Below are 19,348 nucleotides of genomic sequence, written 5' to 3' on the forward strand. Positions count from 1 at the left end.
TTCCCCTCGGGGAGTAAGACTCAGGGCAACGAGGCTGGGGTCGCGGAGGTGTGATGGGGTCACGCACGGGAACGCTCACGATACCGGGCACCGCCGCGCTCACCCAGGTCGGTCGCCTGTCCACACTGGCCTGGGAGGTGCTGCGGGCGCTGCCGCGCAGGCCGTTCCAGTTCCGCGAGTGGATCCTGCAGTGCTGGTTCTTCGCGAGCGTCACCATCCTGCCGACCGCGCTCGTCGCGATCCCGTTCGGAGCGGTGATCGCGCTGCAGCTGGGGTCGCTGACCCAGCAGATCGGTGCGCAGTCGTTCACCGGCGCGGCCAGCGCGCTCGCGATCGTGCAGCAGGCGGCCCCGCTGATCACCGCGCTCCTCGTCGCCGGCGCGGGCGGAAGCGCGGTCTGCGCGGACATCGGCGCGCGGAAGATCCGCGAGGAGATCGACGCGATGGAGGTGCTCGGGGTCAACCCGATCCAGCGCCTCATCGTGCCGAGGGTGCTCGCCGCGATGGTCGTGTCCGTGCTGCTCAACGGCCTGGTCAGCGTGGTCGGCGTGCTCGGTGGCTACTTCTTCAACGTCGTCATGCAGGGCGGCACGCCGGGCGCCTACCTGGCCAGTTTCAACGCGCTGGCGCAGCTGCCCGACCTCTACGTCAGCGAGATCAAGGCGGTGCTGTACGGGTTCGTGGCCGGGGTGGTGGCCGCCTACCGCGGGCTCAACCCGGCCGGCGGGCCGAAGGGCGTCGGCGACGCGGTGAACCAGGCCGTCGTCATCACGTTCCTGCTGCTGTTCCTCATCAACGTCGTGCTGACCGCCATCTACCTGCGGATCATTCCGCCGAAAGCGTTGTGATGACCGCCGAGACGCTGGACCGACAACCGGGGGTGTCCGACCGGACGCTCGAGATGATCGCGCGTCCGGGCGCCGCGCTGGAGGGCCTGGGCAGTCAGCTCTCCTTCTACTTCCGCGCACTCGCGTGGGCGCCGCGCACGCTTCGCCGCTACAGCAGGGAAACGCTGCGGCTGCTGACCGAGGTCTGTTTCGGCACCGGCGGTCTGGCCGTGATCGGCGGGACACTCGGCGTGATGATCGGCATGACCCTGTTCACCGGCCTGATCGTCGGCCTGCAGGGTTACGCGGCGCTCAACCAGCTCGGCACGGCGGCGCTGACCGGGTTCATCTCGGCCTACTTCAACACGCGTGAGGTCGCGCCGCTGGCCGCCGGGCTGGCGTTGTCGGCCACCGTCGGCTGCGGCTTCACCGCGCAGCTGGGCGCGATGCGGATCTCCGAGGAGATCGACGCGCTCGAGGTGATGGCGGTGCCGAGCCTGCCGTACCTGGTCACCACGCGCGTGCTGGCCGGCCTGGGCGCGGTGATCCCGCTCTACGCCGTCGGGCTGCTCTCGTCCTACCTGGCCTCCCGCCAGGTCACGGTGTGGCTCTACGGCCAGTCCGCCGGCACCTACGACCACTACTTCGGGCTGTTCCTGCCGCCCGAGGACGTGCTGTGGTCGTTCGGCAAGGTGATCGTGTTCAGCGTGCTGGTGATCCTGTCGCACTGCTACTACGGCTACACCGCGAGCGGCGGGCCGGCGGGTGTCGGGGTCGCGGTGGGGCGCGCGGTGCGCACGTCGATCGTGCTGATCTCGGTGCTCGACTTCTTCCTCAGCCTCGCGGTCTGGGGCGCGACGACGACGGTGAGGATCGCCGGATGAGGAGGGCGGTGCTGCTGCGGCGACTCTGGTACCAGGTGCTGGGCCTGGTGTTCCTCGTCGTGTGCGGGCTGTTCTTCGCCACCACGGTGGCCGCCTACAACAAGGCGTTCACCCCGGTCGCGATGGTGCGGCTGGAGACCGACCACGCCGGCAACCAGCTGCGGCAGGGCTCGGACGTCAAGATCCGCGGTGTCGTGGTCGGCGAGGTGCGCTCGATCAGCGCGCTCGGCGACCACGCTGCCCTGGAGCTCGCGCTGGACCCCGGGCAGCTCGGCCTGATCCCGGCCAACGTGTCGGCCCGGCTGCTGCCCAAGACGCTGTTCGGCGAACGCTACGTGGCCCTGCAGATCCCGCCCGACCCGGCGCCGCGGCACCTCGCGGCGGGCGATGTCATCCCGCAGGACCGCAGCAGCTCGGCGATCGAGCTGGAACAGGTGCTCGACGACGTCATGCCCCTGCTGCAGGCCGTCCAGCCGCAGAAGCTGGCCAGCACGCTCAGCGCGGTCTCCACGGCGCTGGAGGGACGCGGCGAGCAGCTCGGGGCCACCCTGGTCCACCTGTCCGACTACCTCGCGGGACTCGACCCGTCGCTGCCGGACATCAAGGCCGACATCACCGGGCTGGCGAACGCGGCCGACACCTACAACCAGGCCGCCCCGGACTTCCTGCAGGCCCTGTCCGACCTCACGACCACGACGAAGACGCTGGTGGACAAGCAGCAGACCCTGGCGCAGGTCTACGCGTCGGTCACGAACGTCAGCACCGACCTGGACACCTTCCTGCAGGTCAACCGGACCAACCTGATCAACCTCACGGTCACCTCGCGGTCCACTTTGGATGTCCTGGCGAAGTACGCGCCCGAGTACCCGTGCCTGCTGCGGCAGCTGGCCGAGGCCGTGCCGCGCGCGTACGAGGCGTTCGGCGCCGGAACCGACAAGATGAACCACGTGACGATCCGCTTCGTCGCCGACCGGACCAAGTACGAACCGGGCAAGGACGAACCGGCGTACCTCGACAAGCGCGGGCCGCGCTGCTACCCGATGGTGCTGCCGCCGGGACGCTGGCCGCAGTACCCGCCGGGCGGGCCGGTCCAGGACGGCTCGACGCACCCGCCGGCCGGTCCCGGCGCGAGCGTTCCGTTGCCCAGCAACGGGATCATCGAGAGCGGCTCGTCCACCACGGGCTCGGTCGCGAACTCACCGGCGGAGCAGGACCTGATCGCCGCGCTGGTGGCGCCGGCCGCACCGCAGGACGTTCCCGAGTGGGCGAGCCTGCTCGTCGGGCCGCTCTACCGCGGAGCGGAGGTGGAGGTCCAGTGAAGGGGTTCGTCCCGTCCCTGATCAAGATCCTCGTGTTCGCCGCGGTCACGGTCCTGCTCACCGGGATCCTCGGCGCGACCATCGCCAACACCAACTTCGGCGTCACCTCCACCTACACCGCGCGCTTCACCGACGCCTCCGGCCTGCACGAGGGCGACGACGTGCGGATCGTCGGCGTGAAGGTCGGGCAGGTGGACGGCATCACGGTCGACCAGGACGGCGACGACAGCTACGCCGACGTGCACTTCACCGTCCAGTCGGCCTACCGCCTGCCCGGCTCGGTCACGGCGACCGTCAAGTACCGCAACCTGGTCGGGCAGCGGTACCTGTCGCTGGGCACCAACACCGGCGGCGACGACCAGCTCCCGGCGGGCGGCATGATCCCGCCGGAGCGCACCCAGCCCGCGCTGAACCTCACCGTGCTGTTCAACGGGTTCAAGCCGCTGTTCGCCGCGCTCGATCCGCAGCAGGTCAACCAGTTGTCCTACGAGATCATCCAGGTCTTCCAGGGCGAGGGTGGCACGATCGAGAGCCTGCTGTCGCACACCGCGTCGCTCACCCAGACCATCGCCGACCGCGACCAGGTGATCGGCCAGGTCATCGGCAACCTCAACACCGTCCTGACGACCGTGAACGACCGCGGTCCGCAACTGTCCACTTTGATCGACCAGACCCAGCAGCTGGTGACCGGGCTGGCGCAGCAGCGCGGCCCGATCGGCGACGCGGTCTCGGCGCTGGGTGAGCTCACCGACGCCACCGCCGGCCTGCTCGCCGACGCGCGCCCGCCGCTCAAGGACGACATCGCCGCGCTCGGCGCGCTGTCGGGCACCCTCGCCGACGCCGGACCGCTGATCGACGAGCTGCTCAAGAAGCTGCCCGGGAACCTGGACAAGTTCACCCGGACCCTGAGCTACGGCAGCTGGTACAACTACTACCTCTGCGGCCTGACGGGGACGATCGGCATCACGTCGCTGAACATCACCCTGCCCATGCTCCCCCTTCCGGCTACCGAGCTTCCGGAGAGGTGCCGGCCATGAAGGCGCTCAAGGACCGCAACCAGGCCGCCGTCGGCGCGGTGACCCTCGTGCTCGTCGTCCTCGTGACGCTCGTGTCGTACTTCTCCGACGAACTGCCGCTGCTCGGCACCGGCACCACCTACCAGGCCTACTTCGCCGAGTCGGCGGGTCTCGCCCCGGACAACGAGGTGCAGGTGGCCGGCGTGAAGGTCGGCCAGGTCACCCACGTGTCGCTGGCGGGCAAGAAGGTGCTGGTCGAGTTCAAGGTGGCGAACACGCGCGTCGGCGACCGGTCCACCGCCTCGATCGAGATCAAGACGTTGCTGGGGGAGAAGTACCTGGCGCTCCAGCCGAAGGGTGCGGGCACCCAGAGCCCGGACGAGCCGATCCCGGTCGAGCGGACTCGCACGCCGTTCCAGCTGCAGGACGCGTTCCAGCAGCTGAGCACCACGGTCGGGCAGATCGACACCACCCAGCTCGCGCAGAGCTTCGAAGCGGTGTCGGACGCGCTCAAGGACACCCCGCAGCCGCTGCGGGACACGCTGTCCGGGCTGTCGGCCCTGTCGCGCACGATCTCCTCGCGGGACGCGGAGCTGCACAACCTGCTGGCGAACACCAGCCAGGTGTCCCAGACGCTCGCCGACCGCAATGCCCAGCTGACCGCGATCATCAACGACGGCAACCTGCTGCTCGGCGAGCTGCAACGGCGCCGGGACGCGATCAGCGCCCTGCTCACCGGCACCCGGCAGCTCGCCACGCAGCTGTCCGGACTGGTCGCCGACAACCGCGCCCGGCTGCAGCCGACGCTGGAGCGACTCGGCCAGGTCACCGACATCCTGCAGAGCAACCAGGACAACCTCAGCCGAAGCCTCGAGCTGCTCGCGCCGTTCACCCGCGTCGGCGCGAACGCCACCGGCAACGGGCGCTGGTTCGAGGGCTACATCTGCGGCCTGCTGCCGCCGGTGATCAAGGCGGGCGGGCTGTCCATGAACCCCGAGGGCTGCACGCCGCCGCTCGCCGCGCCGGACCAGGGACTGGGGGGCCGATGACGCTCGACACGAAAGCCTCGCGCAGCGCCTACCGGTGGGTCGCCACCGGGTGCGTGCTCGCGCTGCTCGTGACCACCGGGCTGTTCCTGGTCCTCCGGGACAGCGGCGGCACGAAGATCTCCGCGCTCTTCGACCGGACCGTCGGCCTCTACGCCGGATCGTCGGTGCGCGTGCTGGGCGTACAGGTCGGCGAGATCACCGCCGTGACGCCGGAGGGCGCGAACGTGCGGGTCGACATGCGGGTCGATGACGACGTGCCGATCCCCGCCGGCGCCGGCGCCGTCGTGGTCGCGCCGAGCCTGGTCAGCGACCGGTACGTGCAGCTGACCCCGGCCTACGACAGCGGCCCGGTGATGGCGTCGGGCACGCTCATCCCGCAGGACCGCACGGCGACGCCGATGGAGCTGGACGACCTCTACGGCACGCTCGACAAGCTGTCCACCAGCCTCGGGCCCAACGGCGCCAACGCGAACGGTGCGCTGTCCGACCTGCTCAACACCGCGGCGGCGAACCTGAGCGGCAACGGGGAGAACCTCAACGACACCGTCACCGCGCTGGCGAACCTCTCGCGCACACTGGACAACTCCAAGGACGACCTGTTCTCCACCGTGCGCAACCTCCAGACGTTCACCACGACGCTGGCCGGCAGCGACGCGCAGCTCAACGAGTTCTACCGGCGCCTCGGTGACGTGACCGGGTTCCTCGCCGACGACTCCGGCGACGTCGCCTCGGCGCTGAACGCGCTGGGCTCCTCGCTCGGCGACGTGCAGAGCTTCGTCGCGGAGAACAAGGACCTGCTGACCTCCAACGTGGACAAGCTGGCGAGCATCACGCAGGTCCTGGTGGACCAGCGGGCGGCACTGGCCGAGGTGCTCGACGTCGGCCCGACCGGCATGACCAACTTCATCAACTCCTACGACGCGGCGTCCGGCAGCATCGCGATCCGCTACAACGCCAACGAGTTCACCAACCCGCTGATCACCACGCTGTGCCGGCTGATCAAGGCCTCGACACCCGTCGGCCTGCCGACGACCGTCAGCGACGTGTGCCAGGCGATCGCCCCGGTGGTCGAGGGCATCGCGAAGGTGCCTTCGATCCCGCAGCTGCTCGCCGACATCAACAGCGGCAAGCTGCCGCCGCTGCCGCTGCTGCCGCTGATCGACATCCCGGAGGCGGGCTCATGAGGCGCCTGACCGGGGTCCTGTGCGGGGTGCTGCTGCTCGTGGCCGGCTGCGGGTCGGCCGGGTTCTCCGGGCTCTACAACACGCCGCTGCCCGGCGGCGCCGACCTCGGCGACCACCCGTTCCGCATCACCGCGGAGTTCGCCGACGTCCTCGACCTGGTGCCGCAGGCCGCGGTGAAGGTCAACGACGTGGCCATCGGGCGGGTCGACACGATCGAACTGGCGCCGGACACCAGGTCCGCGATCGTGCGGATGAGCGTCAACGGTGACCTGAAGATGCCGGAGAACTCCTTCGCCCAGCTGCGCCAATCGAGCCTGCTGGGGGAGAAGTTCGTGCAGCTCGCCGAACCGGCCGGGGAAGCGGCTGCCGGCGCGCTGCACGAAGGGTCGGTCATCCCGCTCGCGCGCACCAACCGCAACCCCGAGGTCGAAGAGGTCCTCGGCGCGCTGTCGCTGCTCCTCAACGGCGGCGGGGTGAACCAGCTGGCGGACATCACGCGGGAGCTGAACCACGCGCTGACCGGCAACGAGGCGGAGATCCGGGCGCTGCTGTCCCGGGTGGACCGGCTCGCGACCGAGCTGGACGGGCAGAAGACGGAGATCGTCCGCGCCATCGACGGGCTCAACCGGCTGTCCGGAACCCTGGTCGCGCAGACCGCGAACCTGACCAACGCGCTCGACAACCTCGCGCCCGGCATGGCCGTGGTGACCCAGCAGCGCGACCAGCTGGTCGGGATGCTCCAGTCGCTCGACCACCTGTCCGGGGTCGCCGTCGACACGATCAACGCCAGCCGCGACTCGCTCGTGGCGGACCTGCGGGCCCTGCAGCCGACACTGTCCAAACTGGCCGAGGCGGGCACGAACCTGCCGGAGGCGCTGAAGATCCTGCCCACCTACCCGCTGCCCGACGTCGCCGGCGATGTCATCAGGGGCGACTACGCGAACGTCACCGCCCGGATCGACCTGAACCTCGACTCGATCTTCCAGAACATCGCCAACTCCGGCCACTTCCCGACGATCGACCTGCCGGGCGGCAACCCCGGCGCGGCGCAGACCGCGGACGTCCCGTTGCCGCTCACCCCGCAGCAGACGGCGCCGACCGGCACCCAGCAGCAGCCGACCGGGTTGCTGCCCGGGGTCACCGGGCTGCTCGGCAGCCTCCTGGGAGGCACGCCGTGATCACCCGCAAGCACCGGATCCAGCTGCTGGCGTTCCTGCTGATCGCGCTCGCGTCGGTCGGCTACGCGGGCGGCAAGTACGCCGGGCTGGACCGGCTGTTCGGCACCAGTGGGTACCTGGTGACGGCGAACCTGTCCGAGTCCGGCGGGATCTTCGAGGGGGCGGAGGTCACCTACCGCGGCGTCGCGGTCGGGCGGGTGTCGAAGCTGCACCTGACGGGGCAGGGCGTCTCGGTCGACCTGGACATCTCCTCCGGCGAGAAGATTCCGGCCGACACCGAGGCCGTGGTGGCGACCCGGTCGGCGGTCGGCGAGCAGTACGTCGACCTGCGGCCGCGGCACCAGGACGGACCGTACCTGGAGAACGGGTCGGTGATCACCAGTGACCGCACCGCCATCCCGCTGTCCCCGGACACCGTGCTGGCCAACCTCGACCAGCTGGTGTCCAGTGTGGACACGCAGTCGCTGAGGACCGTGGTGGACGAGACCTACCGGGCCTTCGCCGGCAGCGGGCAGGACCTCCAGCAGCTGCTCGACACGGCGAACTCCGTCACCACCACCGCGACCGAGAACCTGCCGCAGACCACCCGGCTGCTGTCGGACGGGCGCACGGTGCTGGACACGCAGCAGCGGCAGTCCGCCACGATCACCTCGATCGCGACGCAGATGCGCACGATCGCCGCGCAGCTCAAGGGCGCCGACCCCGACCTGCGCAAGGTGATCGACTCGACGCCCGGGCTCGCGCAGGACATCGACAGCATCCTGGCGACGTCCGGCACGGACCTCGGCGTGCTGACCGCGAACCTGCTCACCACCGCACAGATCACGTCGGTGCGCACGGACGCGATCGAGGAACTGCTGGTCGCCTACCCGGTGATCTCGGCGTTCACGCGGTCGGTGTGGTCCAACGGCGAGGGGCACCTCGGGCTGGTGCTGAACTTCTTCGACCCGCACTCGTGCACGAAGGGCTACGAGACGACGAAGCAGCGCCCGGCGAACGACACGAGCGAGATCCCGGCGAACGAGCAGGCCTACTGCGCGGAGCCGCCGGGCAGCGCGACGGGGGTGCGGGGCGCGCAGAACGCGCCGTATGCGGGCAAGCCGGTCAACCCGGCGAAGCCGTCGCCGGTGCAGGCTCCGCCGCCGGGTCAGACTTCCCCGCAGCTGCCGGGCGTGCTGGGACTGGTCAGCGGGACCGCGGGGTCGCTCGGGCAGCTCCTGGGGCTGCCCGGATGACGCGGTTGCCGCGCGTCCTGGGCGCGCTGGCCGTGGTGGCGGTGCTCGCCGCGGCGTGGTTCGGGTGGGGCTGGTGGCAGGCGGCCACCGACGCGGGCCTGGTGCGGGCCCGGGACCGGGACGCGGTCGTGGCCGCCGCGGGCGAGGCGCTGGTCACGCTGAACACCATCGACTACCGCGACGGCCCGGCGGCGATCGACCGGTGGATCGCCGTCACGAGCGGGCAGCTGGGGTCGTCCCTGAACGGCGACCGGCAGACGCAGCAGGACCGGGCGAAGACCGCGCAGCTGGTGGCGACGGCGTCGCTGCGGCAGATCGCGGTGACGGAGCTGACGGGGGACACCGCGCGGGTCATCGCGGTGCTCGACGTGTCGATCGCGACCGGCGGTGGCGCGCCGAAACCGGGACGCAGTCACGTGATCGCGGACGTCTCCCGCGTCGAGGGGACGTGGAAGGTGACGTCCGTGCAGGCGGCGACATGACGCGCCGGATCGCGACGTGGGTGTCGGTGCTGACCGCCGTGGTGGTGCTGGCCGGCGGGTTCGCCGGGTGGGCCGCGGTGCGGGCCGGGGAGTGGCGGACGCCGAACGCCGCGCTCGCCGACGCTGCCGCTACCGGGGAGGTGTCGGAACAGGTTTCCGCGGCGTTGAAGGCGGTTTTCTCCTACGACTACGGCAACCTCGCGCGGACCGAGCGGGCCGCGGCTTCCGTTCTGGTCGATGACGCGGTGGCGCAGTACCGCGACACGTTCGCCGCGGCGCAGCGGCAGGCGGCGGAGCAGAAGCTGATCCGGACGACGGCGGTGAAGTCGTTGGGGGTCCAGGACTTGCGTGACGGCGAGGCGCGGGTGCTGGCGTTCCTGGATCAGCAGACGTTGAACACCGTGTCGGGACAGCAGACTTCGTCGTCCGCGGCGGTGTCCGTGCTGGCGCGGAAGGTCGATGGTTCCTGGAAGATCGCTTCCCTCACCCCGTTGTGACGGGGGCCGGGCGGGGTTGCCGCGCTCACTTCGCCAGGCGCAGCAGGGCGTACTGCGTGGTGCTGCCCGCGACCGTGTGGGTGCGGACCAGGTCGGCGAGCTGGTGCACCAGCAGCAGACCCCGCCCGCCGCGGGCGGTGGGGCTTCGCGGGAGCCGGCCGGCCAGGGGGTCGCTCAGGTGGCCGCCATCACGCACGGCGCAGCACAGGTGGCCGTCCGTGTGCCACAGGTGCACCCGGCAGGAGCCGGTGGCGTGCCGGATGCTGTTGGTCACCAGCTCCGTCACGATCAGCTCCAGGTCGGGGACCCGCGGCTCGTCCAGGCCGAGCGACCGCGCGTACGCCGCCGCCCAACGCCGGGCGGGGCGGACGCCGGTCTCACCGGTGACCGTGAACTCCGCGGGCGCGGGCACGCCGGGCAGGGGCTGGTTGTACCGGGCGACCACGTCGTCGGGCGCGTAACGCGCGCTTGTGTAGCGCCGGTCCGCCTCCCACACCTCCGGGTGCGTGGCGCGGGCGTCCTCGACCACGTGGGCGTCCAGCGCGCCGGTGTCGTAGGGGCAGACGATCGTCACGTCCCGACCGGCGAAGGCGTGGTTGATCAGCGCCTCGTGCTGGGCGCACGCCGGGTACTCGGTCTCCGAGCGCCCCGCCCAGATCGGTTCCCCGACGATGCGCACGTGCCGGTCCGGGTGGGGGTCGGCGAACTTGCGCAGCACCGCCGGGATGATCCGGCCCGGGTTGCGGCCGGCCACCGTCATGTCCAGCCACAGCACACCGTCCGCGGCCGCGCCCACCGCCGCCCGCAGCACCCGCAGGCGGTCCCCGGGCACCGCCACCGCCACCGGCTCGCCGCTCGCCAGGCCCTCGGTGACGAACGGGACGAGCGCGTCGAGGTACTCCTCGTCCGAGGAGTAGAACAGCGCAGGATGCACGAACTCGCCGGCCACGGTCACACGATCGCCTCCACCCGTACCGACGGTACGCCCAGAAGGCCGACCAGACGCGTCACCCCCGCCCACGCCGTGCGCGGCACCAGCGTCCAGCCCCGTTCACCGGCGCCCACCGGGTGCGACAGGCTCTCGTAGTCCAGGAACCGCAAGCCGGTCACGTCGGGCACGAGCCCGCCGTCCACCGGGTGCGGATCGGTCCGCCGCAACGCGCGGTCGAGCAGGTCAGCGGTGGTCAGGTCCGGTTTCGCCGGTGAGGCCGGCCGGTGAGGCCGGCGCCGTGCGCGGTCGACCCGAGGATCCGGAGCCCGGCGTTGAAGGTGCCGGCCGGGTGCACACGCCACCTGCGCCACCACGTCGTCGCCGAGGCGGCCGGGGGTGTGCAGGTCCGCGGCCGGCGCCGCCTCCGTGGCCTCGGCGTAGCGGTCCGCCTGCGTGTGCGGATCGACCACCGCGCCGGCCGGGCACGGGGCCGCCACCGGGATCGCGCGGGCGGCGTGCGCAGAGCCTCCGCCACGCCCGGGCAGGTGCCCGGCCAGGCCGCTGTGGCCGCACCCGGCGTGCCAGCCTGGACGGCCCTGCGCGAGCCGCGCCCGGGAACTCGCGTGCCCGGGCCCGGATCGCGGACAGCGGGCAGGCGACTACTTCTGGTACAGACCCTCGATGAAGGTCGCGTAGTTCTTGGTGACCACGTTGCGCTTGAGTTTCAGGCTCGGCGTGATCTCCCCACCGGCCTCGGTGAAGTCGTTGCCGAGGATGACGAACTTCTTGATCGCCTCGGCGTGCGAGACCTGCTTGTTGGCCTCGTCGACGGCGCCCTGCACGGCCGCGAGCAGGTCCGGGTCCTGCGCCAGGTCGGCGACGGTGGCGCCGGCCGGCTTGCCGTTCTGCGACTTCCAGGCCGGGAAGAACTCCTCGTCGATCGTGATCAGCGCGGCGATGAAGGGGCGCTGGTCACCGACCACCATGGCCTGGCTGATCAGCGGGTGGGCGCGCATGGTGTCCTCGAGGCCGGACGGGGCGACGTTCTTGCCGCCCGCCGTCACGATGATCTCCTTCTTGCGCCCGGTGATCCGCAGGAACCCGTCGTCGTCGAGCTCGCCGAGGTCGCCGGTGTGGAACCAGCCGTCCTCGAGCGCCTCCTTGGTCGCGGTCTCGTTGTTGAAGTAGGCGTCGAACACGACGTCGCCCTTGAGCAGGACCTCGCCGTCGTCGGCGATGCGCACCGAGGTGCCCGCCACCGGGCGGCCGACGGTGCCGACGCGGAACGCGTCCTGGGTGTTGACGTTCGCCGCGGCCGAGGTCTCGGTCAGGCCGTAGCCCTCGAACACCGGCACGCCGATGCCGCGGAAGAAGTGCGCCAGGCGGGCGCCCAGCGGCGCGCCGCCGGACACCGCGGCGATGCAGCGACCGCCGAGCGCGGCCCGCAGCTTGCCGTAGACGAGCTTGTCGAACAGGAAGTGCTGCGCCTTCAGCGCCAGGCCCGCCCCGCCGGAGTCCTGCGCCTCGCTGTAGGAGACGGCCACCTGCTCAGCGGCGTCGAAGATCTTGCCCTTGCCCTCGCTGTGCGCCTTCTGCTTCGCGCCGTTGTAGACCTTCTCGAACACGCGCGGCACGGCCACCACGAACGTCGGGCGGAAGGTGCCCAGGTCGGCGACCAGGTTCTTGACGTCCGGGGTGTGGCCCAGGGTGACGCGCGCGGTGATCGCGGTGACGGCGATGGCGCGGGCCAGCACGTGCGCCAGCGGCAGGAAGCACAGCAGCGAGTTGCCCTGCTCCATCAGCTGCGGGAACGCGTTGATGTCGGCCCGGATCTCGGCGAGCAGGTTGCGGTGGGTCAGCTCGACGCCCTTGGGACGGCCGGTGGTGCCCGAGGTGTACACGATGGTGGCCAGGTCGCCCGCCCGCACCGCGCGGCGCCGCTCGTGCACGGTGTCGTCGGCGACCTCGGCGCCCAGCGTGGTCAGCTCGTCCACCGCGGGACGGCCGGCCTCGATCTGCCAGGTGTACTGCAGCGCGGGCAGCCGGTCGCGGACCTCGTCGACGGCGGCCAGGTGCTCCCCGGTCTCCACGAACACGCCCTTGGCGCCGGAGTCGGACAGGATCCAGGCCACCTGCTCGGGCGAGGAGGTGTCGTAGATCGGCACGGTGACCGCGCCGGCGGCCCAGATCGCGAAGTCGAGCAGCGTCCACTCGTAGCGGGTCTTGGACATCAGGCCGACCCGGTCGCCGCGCTCGATCCCGGCCTCGACCAGGCCCTTCGCGACGCCGATGACCTGGGCGGCGAACTCGCGGGCGGTGACGTCCAGCCAGGAGCCGTCCACCTGCCGCCGGAAGCTGATCGCGTCGGGGAAGCGCTCGGCGTTCGCCCACACGATGTCGGCGAGGTTCTCGTCGTCGGCAACCGGCTGCAGTGCCGGGGCGCTGTACTCGCGCACGGTGGACCTCCGTCGTTCAGGGTGTTACTCGCCAGTCACAACTTAGCGTCGGTGACACCTTACGACCAAGGGGGCGAGCCCCCGTTCACACGGGCATGACATTCTGCTGGGCGTGAGCACGCTCAACGGGGCGCCGCCCGGCATCGACATCGTCGACGAGACCTTCCTCGCGGTGCCGCCCGGCACGGTGGCGGCGGTGTTCGCCGACCCGGCGGCCTGGCGGCGGTACTGGCCGGACCTGGTGCTCGAGGTCTACACCGACCGCGGCGACGAGGGCCTGCGCTGGACCGTGCGGGGCGCCCTGGTCGGCACGATGGAGGTGTGGCTGGAGCGCAGCCTCGACGGCACCCTGCTGCACTACTTCCTCCGCGCCACCCCGGCGACGCCGATGACCCCGCGGCAGCTGCGCCGCGAGTTCGACCGGCGGGCCCGCGCCGCGAAGGCCGTGGCTCTCGGGCTGAAGGAGGTCCTGGAGGACGGGCGGGAGCCCGGCGTGCCCCCGCAGGGTTCTTAGCATCGCTAAACTGGGGGGATCATGCGCGTTCATGTGGTGTCGGACGTCCACGGCAACACCGAGGCCCTGGCGCGGGCCGGTGAGGGTGCCGACGCCCTGATCGTCCTCGGCGACCTGCTCGACTTCGTCAACTACCACCAGCACGACCAGGGCATCCTCGGCACGCTGTTCGGCGCCGAGAAGGTCGCGACGTTCGCCCGGCTGCGCCGCGAGGGCACCCGCGAGGAGTCGATCGCCTTCTCCCGGTCGCTGTGGTCGAGCCTCGACGACCCGGCCGCCGCCGTGGAGGACGCCGTCCGCGAGCAGTACACCGCCCTGTTCGGGGCGATGACGGCCCCGACCTATGCGATCGCCGGCAACGTGGACTCGCCGGACCTGTGGCCGGAGTTCGCGGGGGACGACGTGCGCCTGGTCGAGGGCGAGGTCGTCGAGATCGGCGGCCTGCGGTTCGGCTTCGCCGGCGGGGTGGTGCTGCCGGCGGGCGCCACGATCCGCCGGTCGAACCCGGTGTGGCGGCCGTTCCTGCGCACGCAGGAGGAGTTCGACGAGGTCGTCGGCAAGCTCACCGACATCGACGTGCTGTGCACCCACCAGCCGCCCGCGCTGCCCGAGCTGACCTACGACGTGGTCGCGCGGCGGCACGAGCTGGGCTCGTCGGCGCTGCGCGGGCTGGTCTACGCGGAGCAGCCGCGCTGGTCGCTGTTCGGCCACGTGCACCAGCCCCTGTCGCGCCGGCTGCGCGTCGGCCGGACGGAGTGCCGCAACGTCGGTCACTTCAAGGTCACCGAGCGGCCCTACGTGCTGCGGTGGTGACTGCGGTGCGGGCGGGGCGCAGGCGGTAACCTCTCCGCCATGGCCGAGCAGTCCACGCAGTCCATCGAGGTCGACGCGCCGCCCGAGAAGGTCATGGCGGTGATCGCGGACTTCGCGTCGTACCCGGAATGGGCCAAGCAGGTCCGGGAGACCGAGGTGCTCGCCACCGACGACGACGGCCGCCCCAAGCAGGTCAAGCTGACGCTGGACGCCGGGCCGATCAAGGACGTCTACACGCTGGAGTACGACTGGGCCGCCGACGGCCGCTCGGTCAGCTGGCACCTGGTGCGCGGCCAGATGCAGAAGGCGCAGGACGGCCGCTACGAGCTGGAGACCGTCGGGGAGGGCCGCACCCGCGTCACCTACACCCTGTCGGTCGAGCTGGTGCTGCCGATGATCGGGCTGCTGCGCCGCAAGGCCGAGAAGATGGTGATGGACACCGCGCTGAAGGAGCTCAAGCGCCGCGTGGAGGACCTCGCCTGAGGGCGGGGCGGCGGATGACCCGGCTGCTGCTGTTCACGGGCAAGGGAGGCGTCGGCAAGACGACCCTCGCGGCGGCGACGGCCGCCGGGCTGGCGGCGCGCGGCTACAAGACCCTCGTGGTGTCCACGGATCCCGCGCACTCGCTCGCTGACGCGTTCGGTAGGCGCCTGGGCCGCGAGCCGTCCGATGTGGATACGCGGCTGCACGGCGCGCAGGTGGATTCGCGCGGCCTGGTCGACGACATCTGGCAGGACCTGCGGGGCCGCCTCAAGACCGCGCTCGCGGGCGCCGGGGTGGACGCGCTGGACGCCGAGGAGCTGAGCGTCCTGCCCGGCGTGGACGAGCTGCTCGCCCTGACCGAGGTGCAGCGCCTGGCCGAGGCGGGCCGCTGGGACGTCGTGGTCGTGGACTGCGGGCCGACCGCGGAGACACTGCGGCTGCTGGCGCTTCCCGAGGCCGTCTCCGGGTACCTGGACAAGGTGTTCGGCTGGCAGCTCACGCTCACCGGGTCCCGCGCCGTGGTCCGGTCCGTGCGCGAGCTCGCGGCGCACGTGCGGTCCCTGCGCGACCTGCTGACCGACCCGGCGATCACCACGGTGCGGCTCGTGCTGACGCCCGAGCGGGTCGTGGTCGCCGAGGCGCGGCGCACGCTCAGCTCGCTCGCGCTGCGCGGGATCCGGGTCGACGGCCTGATCGCGAACCGGCTCATGCCGGCGCCCGGGGTGTGGCGCGGGCCGGCGGCGTCCTGGATGCGCACCCGCCGCCGCGCGCAGGATCGCGTGCTGGGCGAGCTGACGTGGCAGCTGTCCCGGGTGGAGTTCCGCGCCGAGGAACCGGTCGGCTTGCCCGCGCTGCGCGACATCGCGACCGAGTTGTACGGCGAGTCCGATCCGCTGAGCGGGGACGGTTCCGCGGCCGCGCCGCTGCTCACGGTGACCGAAGTGGACGGTGGTTACCGCCTGCGCCTGGCCCTGCCGCTGGACCGCGACGCCGACCTCGACCTCGCTCGCGTCGACGACGACCTGTCCGTCACCGTCGACGGGTTCCGCCGCCTGGTGGCACTGCCGGAGCCGTTGCGCCCCTGCCGGATCACCGGTGCCGAGTCCGATGCGGACGGTCTCGTCGTCTCGCTGACCAAACCCGGGGAGGACGCATGACCACCGGCGAAGGTGTGACCGCGGCGAGCCTGGCCGAGGAGATCCGCCTGCTCGTCGAGATGGTCGCCGAGCGGGCGGCGCCCTGGCTGGACGGGGTCGTGGCCGCCGGCCACGGCGGGACGGAGGCGACCGGCGAGGGCGCGGGCGCCGACTGCGGCTGGTGCCCGCTGTGCGCCGTCGTCGCGGTCGTGCGCGGCGAGAAGCCCGAGTTCGTGGCCCGCGTGCTGGAGCAGGCGGCGCAGGTGATCGCGTTGCTGCGCGCGGTGCTGGCCGACCGGTGGGACCCGCAGGAGGGCGTGCACATGCCCGGGTTCCAGCCGCCGCCGCGCCCGCGGCCCGAGTCCGGCCGGGTGCAGCGCATCCCGGTCCAGTGGCGGGAGAACTAGTGCTCGCGATCGGTCTGGACGTCGGCGGCACGAGCGTCCGCGCCGGCGTGGTGGACGAGCACGGCTCGATCCTGGACACCGCCCGCGCGGGCACGCCGGGTGCGGAGTCCGCGCTCGAGGACGCGATCACCGGGGTGATCGACGAGCTGCGCAACCGGCACAGCGGCCTCGGCGACCGCGGCGAGGTCGGCGCGGTCGGGCTGGCGGTTGCCGGGTTCATCGCCAACGACCGCCGCACGGTGATGTTCGCGCCGCACCTGGCGTGGCGCCACGCCCCGGTCGCGGACCGGATCAGCAAGCGCGTCGGCCTGCCGGTGACCCTGGAACACGACGCCAACGCCGCCGCGGTCGGGGAGCACCGGTTCGGCGCCGCCCGCGGCGCCGGGGTCGCGGCGCTGGTCGCGATCGGCACCGGGATCGGCGCGGGCCTGCTGCTGGACGGCGAGCTGTACCGGGGCGCGAACGGGGTCGCGCCGGAACTGGGGCACCTGACCGTGGTGCCGGACGGGCGCGCCTGCCCGTGCGGGAAGTACGGCTGCTGGGAGCGCTACTGCAGCGGGACGGCGCTGGCGGCGACGGCGATCGAGCTGCTGGCGCGGTACCCCGGCAGTTCGACGATCCTGGCCAGGGACATCGCGATCGACCCCGGCGCGCTGACCGGCCGCCGGGTGGCGGGCGCCGCCCGCGACGGGGACCCGATCGCCCAGCGCGCGGTGGCGGAGCTGGCGAAGTGGCTCGGCGAGGGGCTCGCGCTGGTCGCGGACGTGTTCGACCCGGAGGTCGTGGTGATCGCGGGCGGGGTGTCGGAGTCGGCGCCGCTGTTCCTCGACGAGGCCCGCGAGCACTACGCGGCGGCCGTCACCGGAGGCAGGCACCGGCCGCTGGCGCGCATCCGCACCGCGCAGCTGGGCGACGATGCCGCCCTGGTCGGCGCCGCCGCGCTCGCCCTGGAAGCCCGAGCGGTGTGACAAGCTGGGGGGATGACCCCTGATGACGGCGACGGCTTCGTGTACTGCGAGCGCGGCCATCGGCACTGGGGCCTGTACGGTGCCGCCGGCCTGCTGCTGACCGATCCCGAGCGGGGCGTGCTGTTGCAGCACCGGGCCTGGTGGACGCACCACGGCGAGACGTGGGCACTGCCCGGCGGTGCCCGGCGCGGTCACGAGTCGGCGCGCGAGGCCGCCACGCGGGAGGCCGAGGAGGAGGCCGCGGTGCCGGTCGCCGCGGTGCGCCCGACGGCCGAGTCCGTTGTCGACCACGGCGGCTGGACCTACACGACGGTGCTCGCCGGCACCCGCCACCCGGTGCGCGAGCGGGTCGTGAACGAGGAGAGCGCCGAGCTGCGCTGGGTGCCGCCCGAGGAGGTCGCGTCGTTCCCCCTGCACCGGGATTTCGCCGCCGCGTGGCCGTCGCTGCACGAGCAGCTCGGACGCGAGCTGGTGCTGGTGGTCGACGCGGCGAACGTGGTGGGCTCACGGCCGGACGGGTGGTGGCGCGACCGGGCCGGCGCCGCGGAGCGGTTGCGGGACCGGTTGAGCGGACTGGTGCACACCGGCGTGCGCGGAGCCGACATCGGGCTGGGCGACCACGCGTGGTCCTGGTGGCCGCGGGTGCGGATGGTCGTCGAGGGGCAGGCGCGCGACGTCGCACCGGCCGACGACGTCGAGGTGATCGCCGCCGTGCGGGACGGTGACTCGCAGATCGTGGAGAGCGTCCGCAAGGCGCGCGACGCGCGCCCGGAGGACCACGTCGTGGTCGTCACGGCGGACCGCGAGTTGCGGTCCCGGGTGGAGGCCGAGGGCGCGGGCGTGCTGGGCCCGTCGGCGTTCCTGAACCTGGTCTCCGAGTAGTTCAGGCGGTCGCGGTCAGCGGAGCGCGGTGCTCAGCTCGTCGACGCCGGATGCGAGCAGTTCGCCCAGATCGGCCGCGGGATCGCGCAGCCACTGTTCGTACGCCGCCAGTGCGATGCCCAGGGCCGTGTAGGCGATCGTCTGCGCGGCCAGCGACGAGGCGTCCACCCCGAGCCGGTCCGCCGCGAACTCCGCGATCACCTGACGCCAGTCCGCGTACCGCAGCGTCGAGTGCGCCTGCAGCGCCGGGGTGGTCAGGATCAGCTCCATCCGCCGCCGGTGCCAGGGCGCCTCGTCCGGGGCGACGCGGTTGAAGTCGACCAGCGCCTCGCGGATGACGGCGAGCAGCGGGCGGTCCGGCGGGTACGACGCGAGCCGTTTGCGCATGCGGTCCAGCTGGCCGTCGAAGTCGCCCCAGGCGACGTCGTTCTTCGACGGGAAGTAGCGGAAGAACGTACGCCGCCCGATGCCGGCGGCCTTCGCGATGTCGTCGATCGTGGTGCGGTCGAACCCCCGGCTGGTGAACAGCTCGAACGCCACGTGCTCGACCTCGGCACGTGACGTGATCGGCTTGCGCCCCGCCCGGTGGGCATCCGCCTTTTCGGTCATCCCTCTTCCATTCGGCACTCGGTGCCATTATCGTCCCAGAAGCGCGGCCGCAGCGGAGCGGCCGGATCGCCGAAGGGAGCATCCCATGTCCGACAAGATGACCGCCGACTCTGCCCCCAAGGACACGCTCGTCGAAGAGGACCTGCTCGTGGAAGAGGTCTCCATCGACGGCATGTGCGGCGTCTACTGACCGTCGTGTTCGATCCCGACCGGGCCTACCGGTGCTCCCCGCGGGTCGCGTTGCGGCCGGAACCGTTCGGGGCGCTCGCCTACGACTTCGGCACCCGGAGGCTTTCGTTCCTGAAGACGAAGATCCTGGTCGAGGTGGTGCGCACGCTCGGGGACAAACCCGACGTGCACACCACCCTCGACGCCGCCGGCGTCCCCGACGACCAGCGCCAGAGCTACCTGAAGGCGCTGGCGGGACTCGCCGACAACGGCACGATCGAACCGCGCTGAACCACCACGAAGGGCGTGC

The 19,348-nt window shown here is 72.0% G+C and carries 23 protein-coding genes; 19 read left to right on the plus strand and 4 right to left on the minus strand.

Translation table 11 applies throughout. The annotated features are described in order from the left end of the window. The first annotated feature begins 53 nt into the window (after positions 1-53). The 10 genes from FB470_RS20205 to FB470_RS20250 are packed head-to-tail and all read left to right on the plus strand — an operon-like array spanning position 54 to position 9,671. The gene (locus tag FB470_RS20205; RefSeq protein ID WP_306993739.1) at positions 54-848 is read left to right on the plus strand and encodes an MlaE family ABC transporter permease; all 795 of its coding nucleotides are present in this window, start codon (positions 54-56) and stop codon (positions 846-848) included. Continuing rightward, a complete protein-coding gene (locus tag FB470_RS20210) occupies positions 848-1,711 on the plus strand; it encodes an MlaE family ABC transporter permease (RefSeq protein ID WP_306993740.1) in 864 nt (287 codons plus the stop codon). The genes FB470_RS20205 and FB470_RS20210 overlap by 1 nt, the downstream gene beginning before the upstream one ends. Next, entirely contained in the window at positions 1,708-3,030 is a 1,323-nt protein-coding gene (locus FB470_RS20215; protein WP_306993742.1) for an MCE family protein, read from the plus strand. The genes FB470_RS20210 and FB470_RS20215 overlap by 4 nt, the downstream gene beginning before the upstream one ends. Continuing rightward, on the plus strand, positions 3,027-4,067 hold the full coding sequence (locus FB470_RS20220; protein ID WP_306993744.1) for an MCE family protein: 1,041 nt from the start codon (positions 3,027-3,029) through the stop codon (positions 4,065-4,067). The genes FB470_RS20215 and FB470_RS20220 overlap by 4 nt, the downstream gene beginning before the upstream one ends. Further along, positions 4,064-5,095, plus strand: a complete 1,032-nt coding sequence (locus tag FB470_RS20225) for an MCE family protein (protein WP_306993746.1) — start codon at positions 4,064-4,066, stop codon at positions 5,093-5,095. The genes FB470_RS20220 and FB470_RS20225 overlap by 4 nt, the downstream gene beginning before the upstream one ends. Continuing rightward, positions 5,092-6,279, plus strand: coding sequence for an MCE family protein (locus FB470_RS20230; RefSeq protein WP_306993749.1), 1,188 nt, complete (start codon positions 5,092-5,094; stop codon positions 6,277-6,279). The genes FB470_RS20225 and FB470_RS20230 overlap by 4 nt, the downstream gene beginning before the upstream one ends. After that, positions 6,276-7,457, plus strand: coding sequence for an MCE family protein (locus tag FB470_RS20235; protein ID WP_306993750.1), 1,182 nt, complete (start codon positions 6,276-6,278; stop codon positions 7,455-7,457). The genes FB470_RS20230 and FB470_RS20235 overlap by 4 nt, the downstream gene beginning before the upstream one ends. Continuing rightward, positions 7,454-8,692: an MCE family protein gene (locus tag FB470_RS20240; RefSeq protein WP_306993752.1), complete on the plus strand. Its 1,239-nt coding sequence runs from the start codon at positions 7,454-7,456 to the stop codon at positions 8,690-8,692. The genes FB470_RS20235 and FB470_RS20240 overlap by 4 nt, the downstream gene beginning before the upstream one ends. Then, positions 8,689-9,174: a hypothetical protein gene (locus tag FB470_RS20245; protein WP_306993753.1), complete on the plus strand. Its 486-nt coding sequence runs from the start codon at positions 8,689-8,691 to the stop codon at positions 9,172-9,174. Before FB470_RS20240 ends, FB470_RS20245 begins: the two co-directional genes overlap by 4 nt. Further along, positions 9,171-9,671, plus strand: a complete 501-nt coding sequence (locus FB470_RS20250; protein WP_306993755.1) for a hypothetical protein — start codon at positions 9,171-9,173, stop codon at positions 9,669-9,671. Before FB470_RS20245 ends, FB470_RS20250 begins: the two co-directional genes overlap by 4 nt. Positions 9,672-9,696: 25 nt before the next feature. Here the strand turns inward: FB470_RS20250 and FB470_RS20255 are convergent, their stop codons facing one another. The 3 genes from FB470_RS20255 to FB470_RS20265 all read right to left on the minus strand — a co-directional run bounded on the left by FB470_RS20255 (position 9,697) and on the right by FB470_RS20265 (position 13,058). After that, a complete protein-coding gene (locus FB470_RS20255; RefSeq protein ID WP_306993756.1) occupies positions 9,697-10,626 on the minus strand; it encodes an anti-sigma factor RsbA family regulatory protein in 930 nt (309 codons plus the stop codon). After that, the gene (locus FB470_RS20260) at positions 10,623-11,072 is read right to left on the minus strand and encodes a hypothetical protein (protein ID WP_306993758.1); all 450 of its coding nucleotides are present in this window, start codon (positions 11,070-11,072) and stop codon (positions 10,623-10,625) included. Before FB470_RS20260 ends, FB470_RS20255 begins: the two co-directional genes overlap by 4 nt. Positions 11,073-11,261: 189 nt before the next feature. Beyond that, a complete protein-coding gene (locus FB470_RS20265) occupies positions 11,262-13,058 on the minus strand; it encodes an AMP-dependent synthetase/ligase (protein ID WP_306993760.1) in 1,797 nt (598 codons plus the stop codon). Between the two features lie 112 nt (positions 13,059-13,170). Between FB470_RS20265 and FB470_RS20270 the strand changes: the two genes are divergently transcribed. Genes FB470_RS20270 through FB470_RS20300 form a run of 7 tightly spaced genes read left to right on the plus strand, consistent with a single transcriptional unit; the run spans position 13,171 to position 18,261 of the window. Then, positions 13,171-13,572 (plus strand): polyketide cyclase / dehydrase and lipid transport, encoded by a 402-nt coding sequence (locus FB470_RS20270; RefSeq protein WP_306993762.1) that lies wholly within the window; start codon positions 13,171-13,173, stop codon positions 13,570-13,572. Positions 13,573-13,593: 21 nt separating this feature from the next. Continuing rightward, entirely contained in the window at positions 13,594-14,385 is a 792-nt protein-coding gene (locus FB470_RS20275; RefSeq protein ID WP_306993764.1) for a metallophosphoesterase family protein, read from the plus strand. 39 nt (positions 14,386-14,424) lie between these two features. Further along, positions 14,425-14,868 carry an SRPBCC family protein gene (locus tag FB470_RS20280; protein WP_306993766.1) on the plus strand — a complete coding sequence of 148 codons (444 nt, stop codon included), beginning with the start codon at positions 14,425-14,427 and terminating at the stop codon, positions 14,866-14,868. Between the two features lie 14 nt (positions 14,869-14,882). Further along, a complete protein-coding gene (locus FB470_RS20285; protein WP_306993768.1) occupies positions 14,883-16,025 on the plus strand; it encodes an ArsA family ATPase in 1,143 nt (380 codons plus the stop codon). Then, complete coding sequence (locus FB470_RS20290) at positions 16,022-16,411, plus strand: hypothetical protein (protein ID WP_306993769.1); 390 nt, start codon at positions 16,022-16,024, stop codon at positions 16,409-16,411. Before FB470_RS20285 ends, FB470_RS20290 begins: the two co-directional genes overlap by 4 nt. 14 nt (positions 16,412-16,425) lie before the next feature. Then, complete coding sequence (locus FB470_RS20295) at positions 16,426-17,379, plus strand: ROK family protein (RefSeq protein ID WP_306999392.1); 954 nt, start codon at positions 16,426-16,428, stop codon at positions 17,377-17,379. Between the two features lie 12 nt (positions 17,380-17,391). Then, complete coding sequence (locus FB470_RS20300; RefSeq protein ID WP_306993771.1) at positions 17,392-18,261, plus strand: NUDIX domain-containing protein; 870 nt, start codon at positions 17,392-17,394, stop codon at positions 18,259-18,261. 15 nt (positions 18,262-18,276) lie between these two features. Here FB470_RS20300 and mftR read toward each other — a convergent pair whose 3' ends face one another. After that, positions 18,277-18,870, minus strand: coding sequence for a mycofactocin system transcriptional regulator (gene mftR, locus FB470_RS20305; protein WP_306993773.1), 594 nt, complete (start codon positions 18,868-18,870; stop codon positions 18,277-18,279). Between the two features lie 97 nt (positions 18,871-18,967). Here mftR and mftA point away from each other — a divergent pair, with 97 nt between their 5' ends. Together mftA and mftB are read left to right on the plus strand one after the other, a co-directional pair. Further along, a complete protein-coding gene (gene mftA / locus FB470_RS20310; RefSeq protein WP_370876685.1) occupies positions 18,968-19,060 on the plus strand; it encodes a mycofactocin precursor MftA in 93 nt (30 codons plus the stop codon). After that, complete coding sequence (gene mftB, locus FB470_RS20315; protein ID WP_306993777.1) at positions 19,045-19,329, plus strand: mycofactocin biosynthesis chaperone MftB; 285 nt, start codon at positions 19,045-19,047, stop codon at positions 19,327-19,329. Before mftA ends, mftB begins: the two co-directional genes overlap by 16 nt. The last annotated feature ends 19 nt before the right edge of the window (positions 19,330-19,348 follow it).

Source organism: Amycolatopsis thermophila (assembly GCF_030814215.1).
GTDB classification, from domain to species: domain Bacteria; phylum Actinomycetota; class Actinomycetes; order Mycobacteriales; family Pseudonocardiaceae; genus Amycolatopsis_E; species Amycolatopsis_E thermophila.

Bases quoted from the DNA above. Each gene is read 5' to 3' on its own strand.
- FB470_RS20205 (WP_306993739.1), top strand. From the start codon at position 54: ATGGGGTCACGCACGGGAACGCTCACGATACCGGGCACCGCCGCGCTC.
- FB470_RS20210 (WP_306993740.1), top strand. From the start codon at position 848: ATGACCGCCGAGACGCTGGACCGACAACCGGGGGTGTCCGACCGGACG.
- FB470_RS20215 (WP_306993742.1), top strand. From the start codon at position 1,708: ATGAGGAGGGCGGTGCTGCTGCGGCGACTCTGGTACCAGGTGCTGGGC.
- FB470_RS20225 (WP_306993746.1), top strand. From the start codon at position 4,064: ATGAAGGCGCTCAAGGACCGCAACCAGGCCGCCGTCGGCGCGGTGACC.
- FB470_RS20230 (WP_306993749.1), top strand. From the start codon at position 5,092: ATGACGCTCGACACGAAAGCCTCGCGCAGCGCCTACCGGTGGGTCGCC.
- FB470_RS20235 (WP_306993750.1), top strand. From the start codon at position 6,276: ATGAGGCGCCTGACCGGGGTCCTGTGCGGGGTGCTGCTGCTCGTGGCC.
- FB470_RS20245 (WP_306993753.1), top strand. From the start codon at position 8,689: ATGACGCGGTTGCCGCGCGTCCTGGGCGCGCTGGCCGTGGTGGCGGTG.
- FB470_RS20250 (WP_306993755.1), top strand. From the start codon at position 9,171: ATGACGCGCCGGATCGCGACGTGGGTGTCGGTGCTGACCGCCGTGGTG.
- FB470_RS20275 (WP_306993764.1), top strand. From the start codon at position 13,594: ATGCGCGTTCATGTGGTGTCGGACGTCCACGGCAACACCGAGGCCCTG.
- FB470_RS20280 (WP_306993766.1), top strand. From the start codon at position 14,425: ATGGCCGAGCAGTCCACGCAGTCCATCGAGGTCGACGCGCCGCCCGAG.
- FB470_RS20285 (WP_306993768.1), top strand. From the start codon at position 14,883: ATGACCCGGCTGCTGCTGTTCACGGGCAAGGGAGGCGTCGGCAAGACG.
- FB470_RS20290 (WP_306993769.1), top strand. From the start codon at position 16,022: ATGACCACCGGCGAAGGTGTGACCGCGGCGAGCCTGGCCGAGGAGATC.
- FB470_RS20300 (WP_306993771.1), top strand. From the start codon at position 17,392: ATGACCCCTGATGACGGCGACGGCTTCGTGTACTGCGAGCGCGGCCAT.
- mftR (WP_306993773.1), bottom strand. From the start codon at position 18,870: ATGACCGAAAAGGCGGATGCCCACCGGGCGGGGCGCAAGCCGATCACG.
- mftA (WP_370876685.1), top strand. From the start codon at position 18,968: ATGACCGCCGACTCTGCCCCCAAGGACACGCTCGTCGAAGAGGACCTG.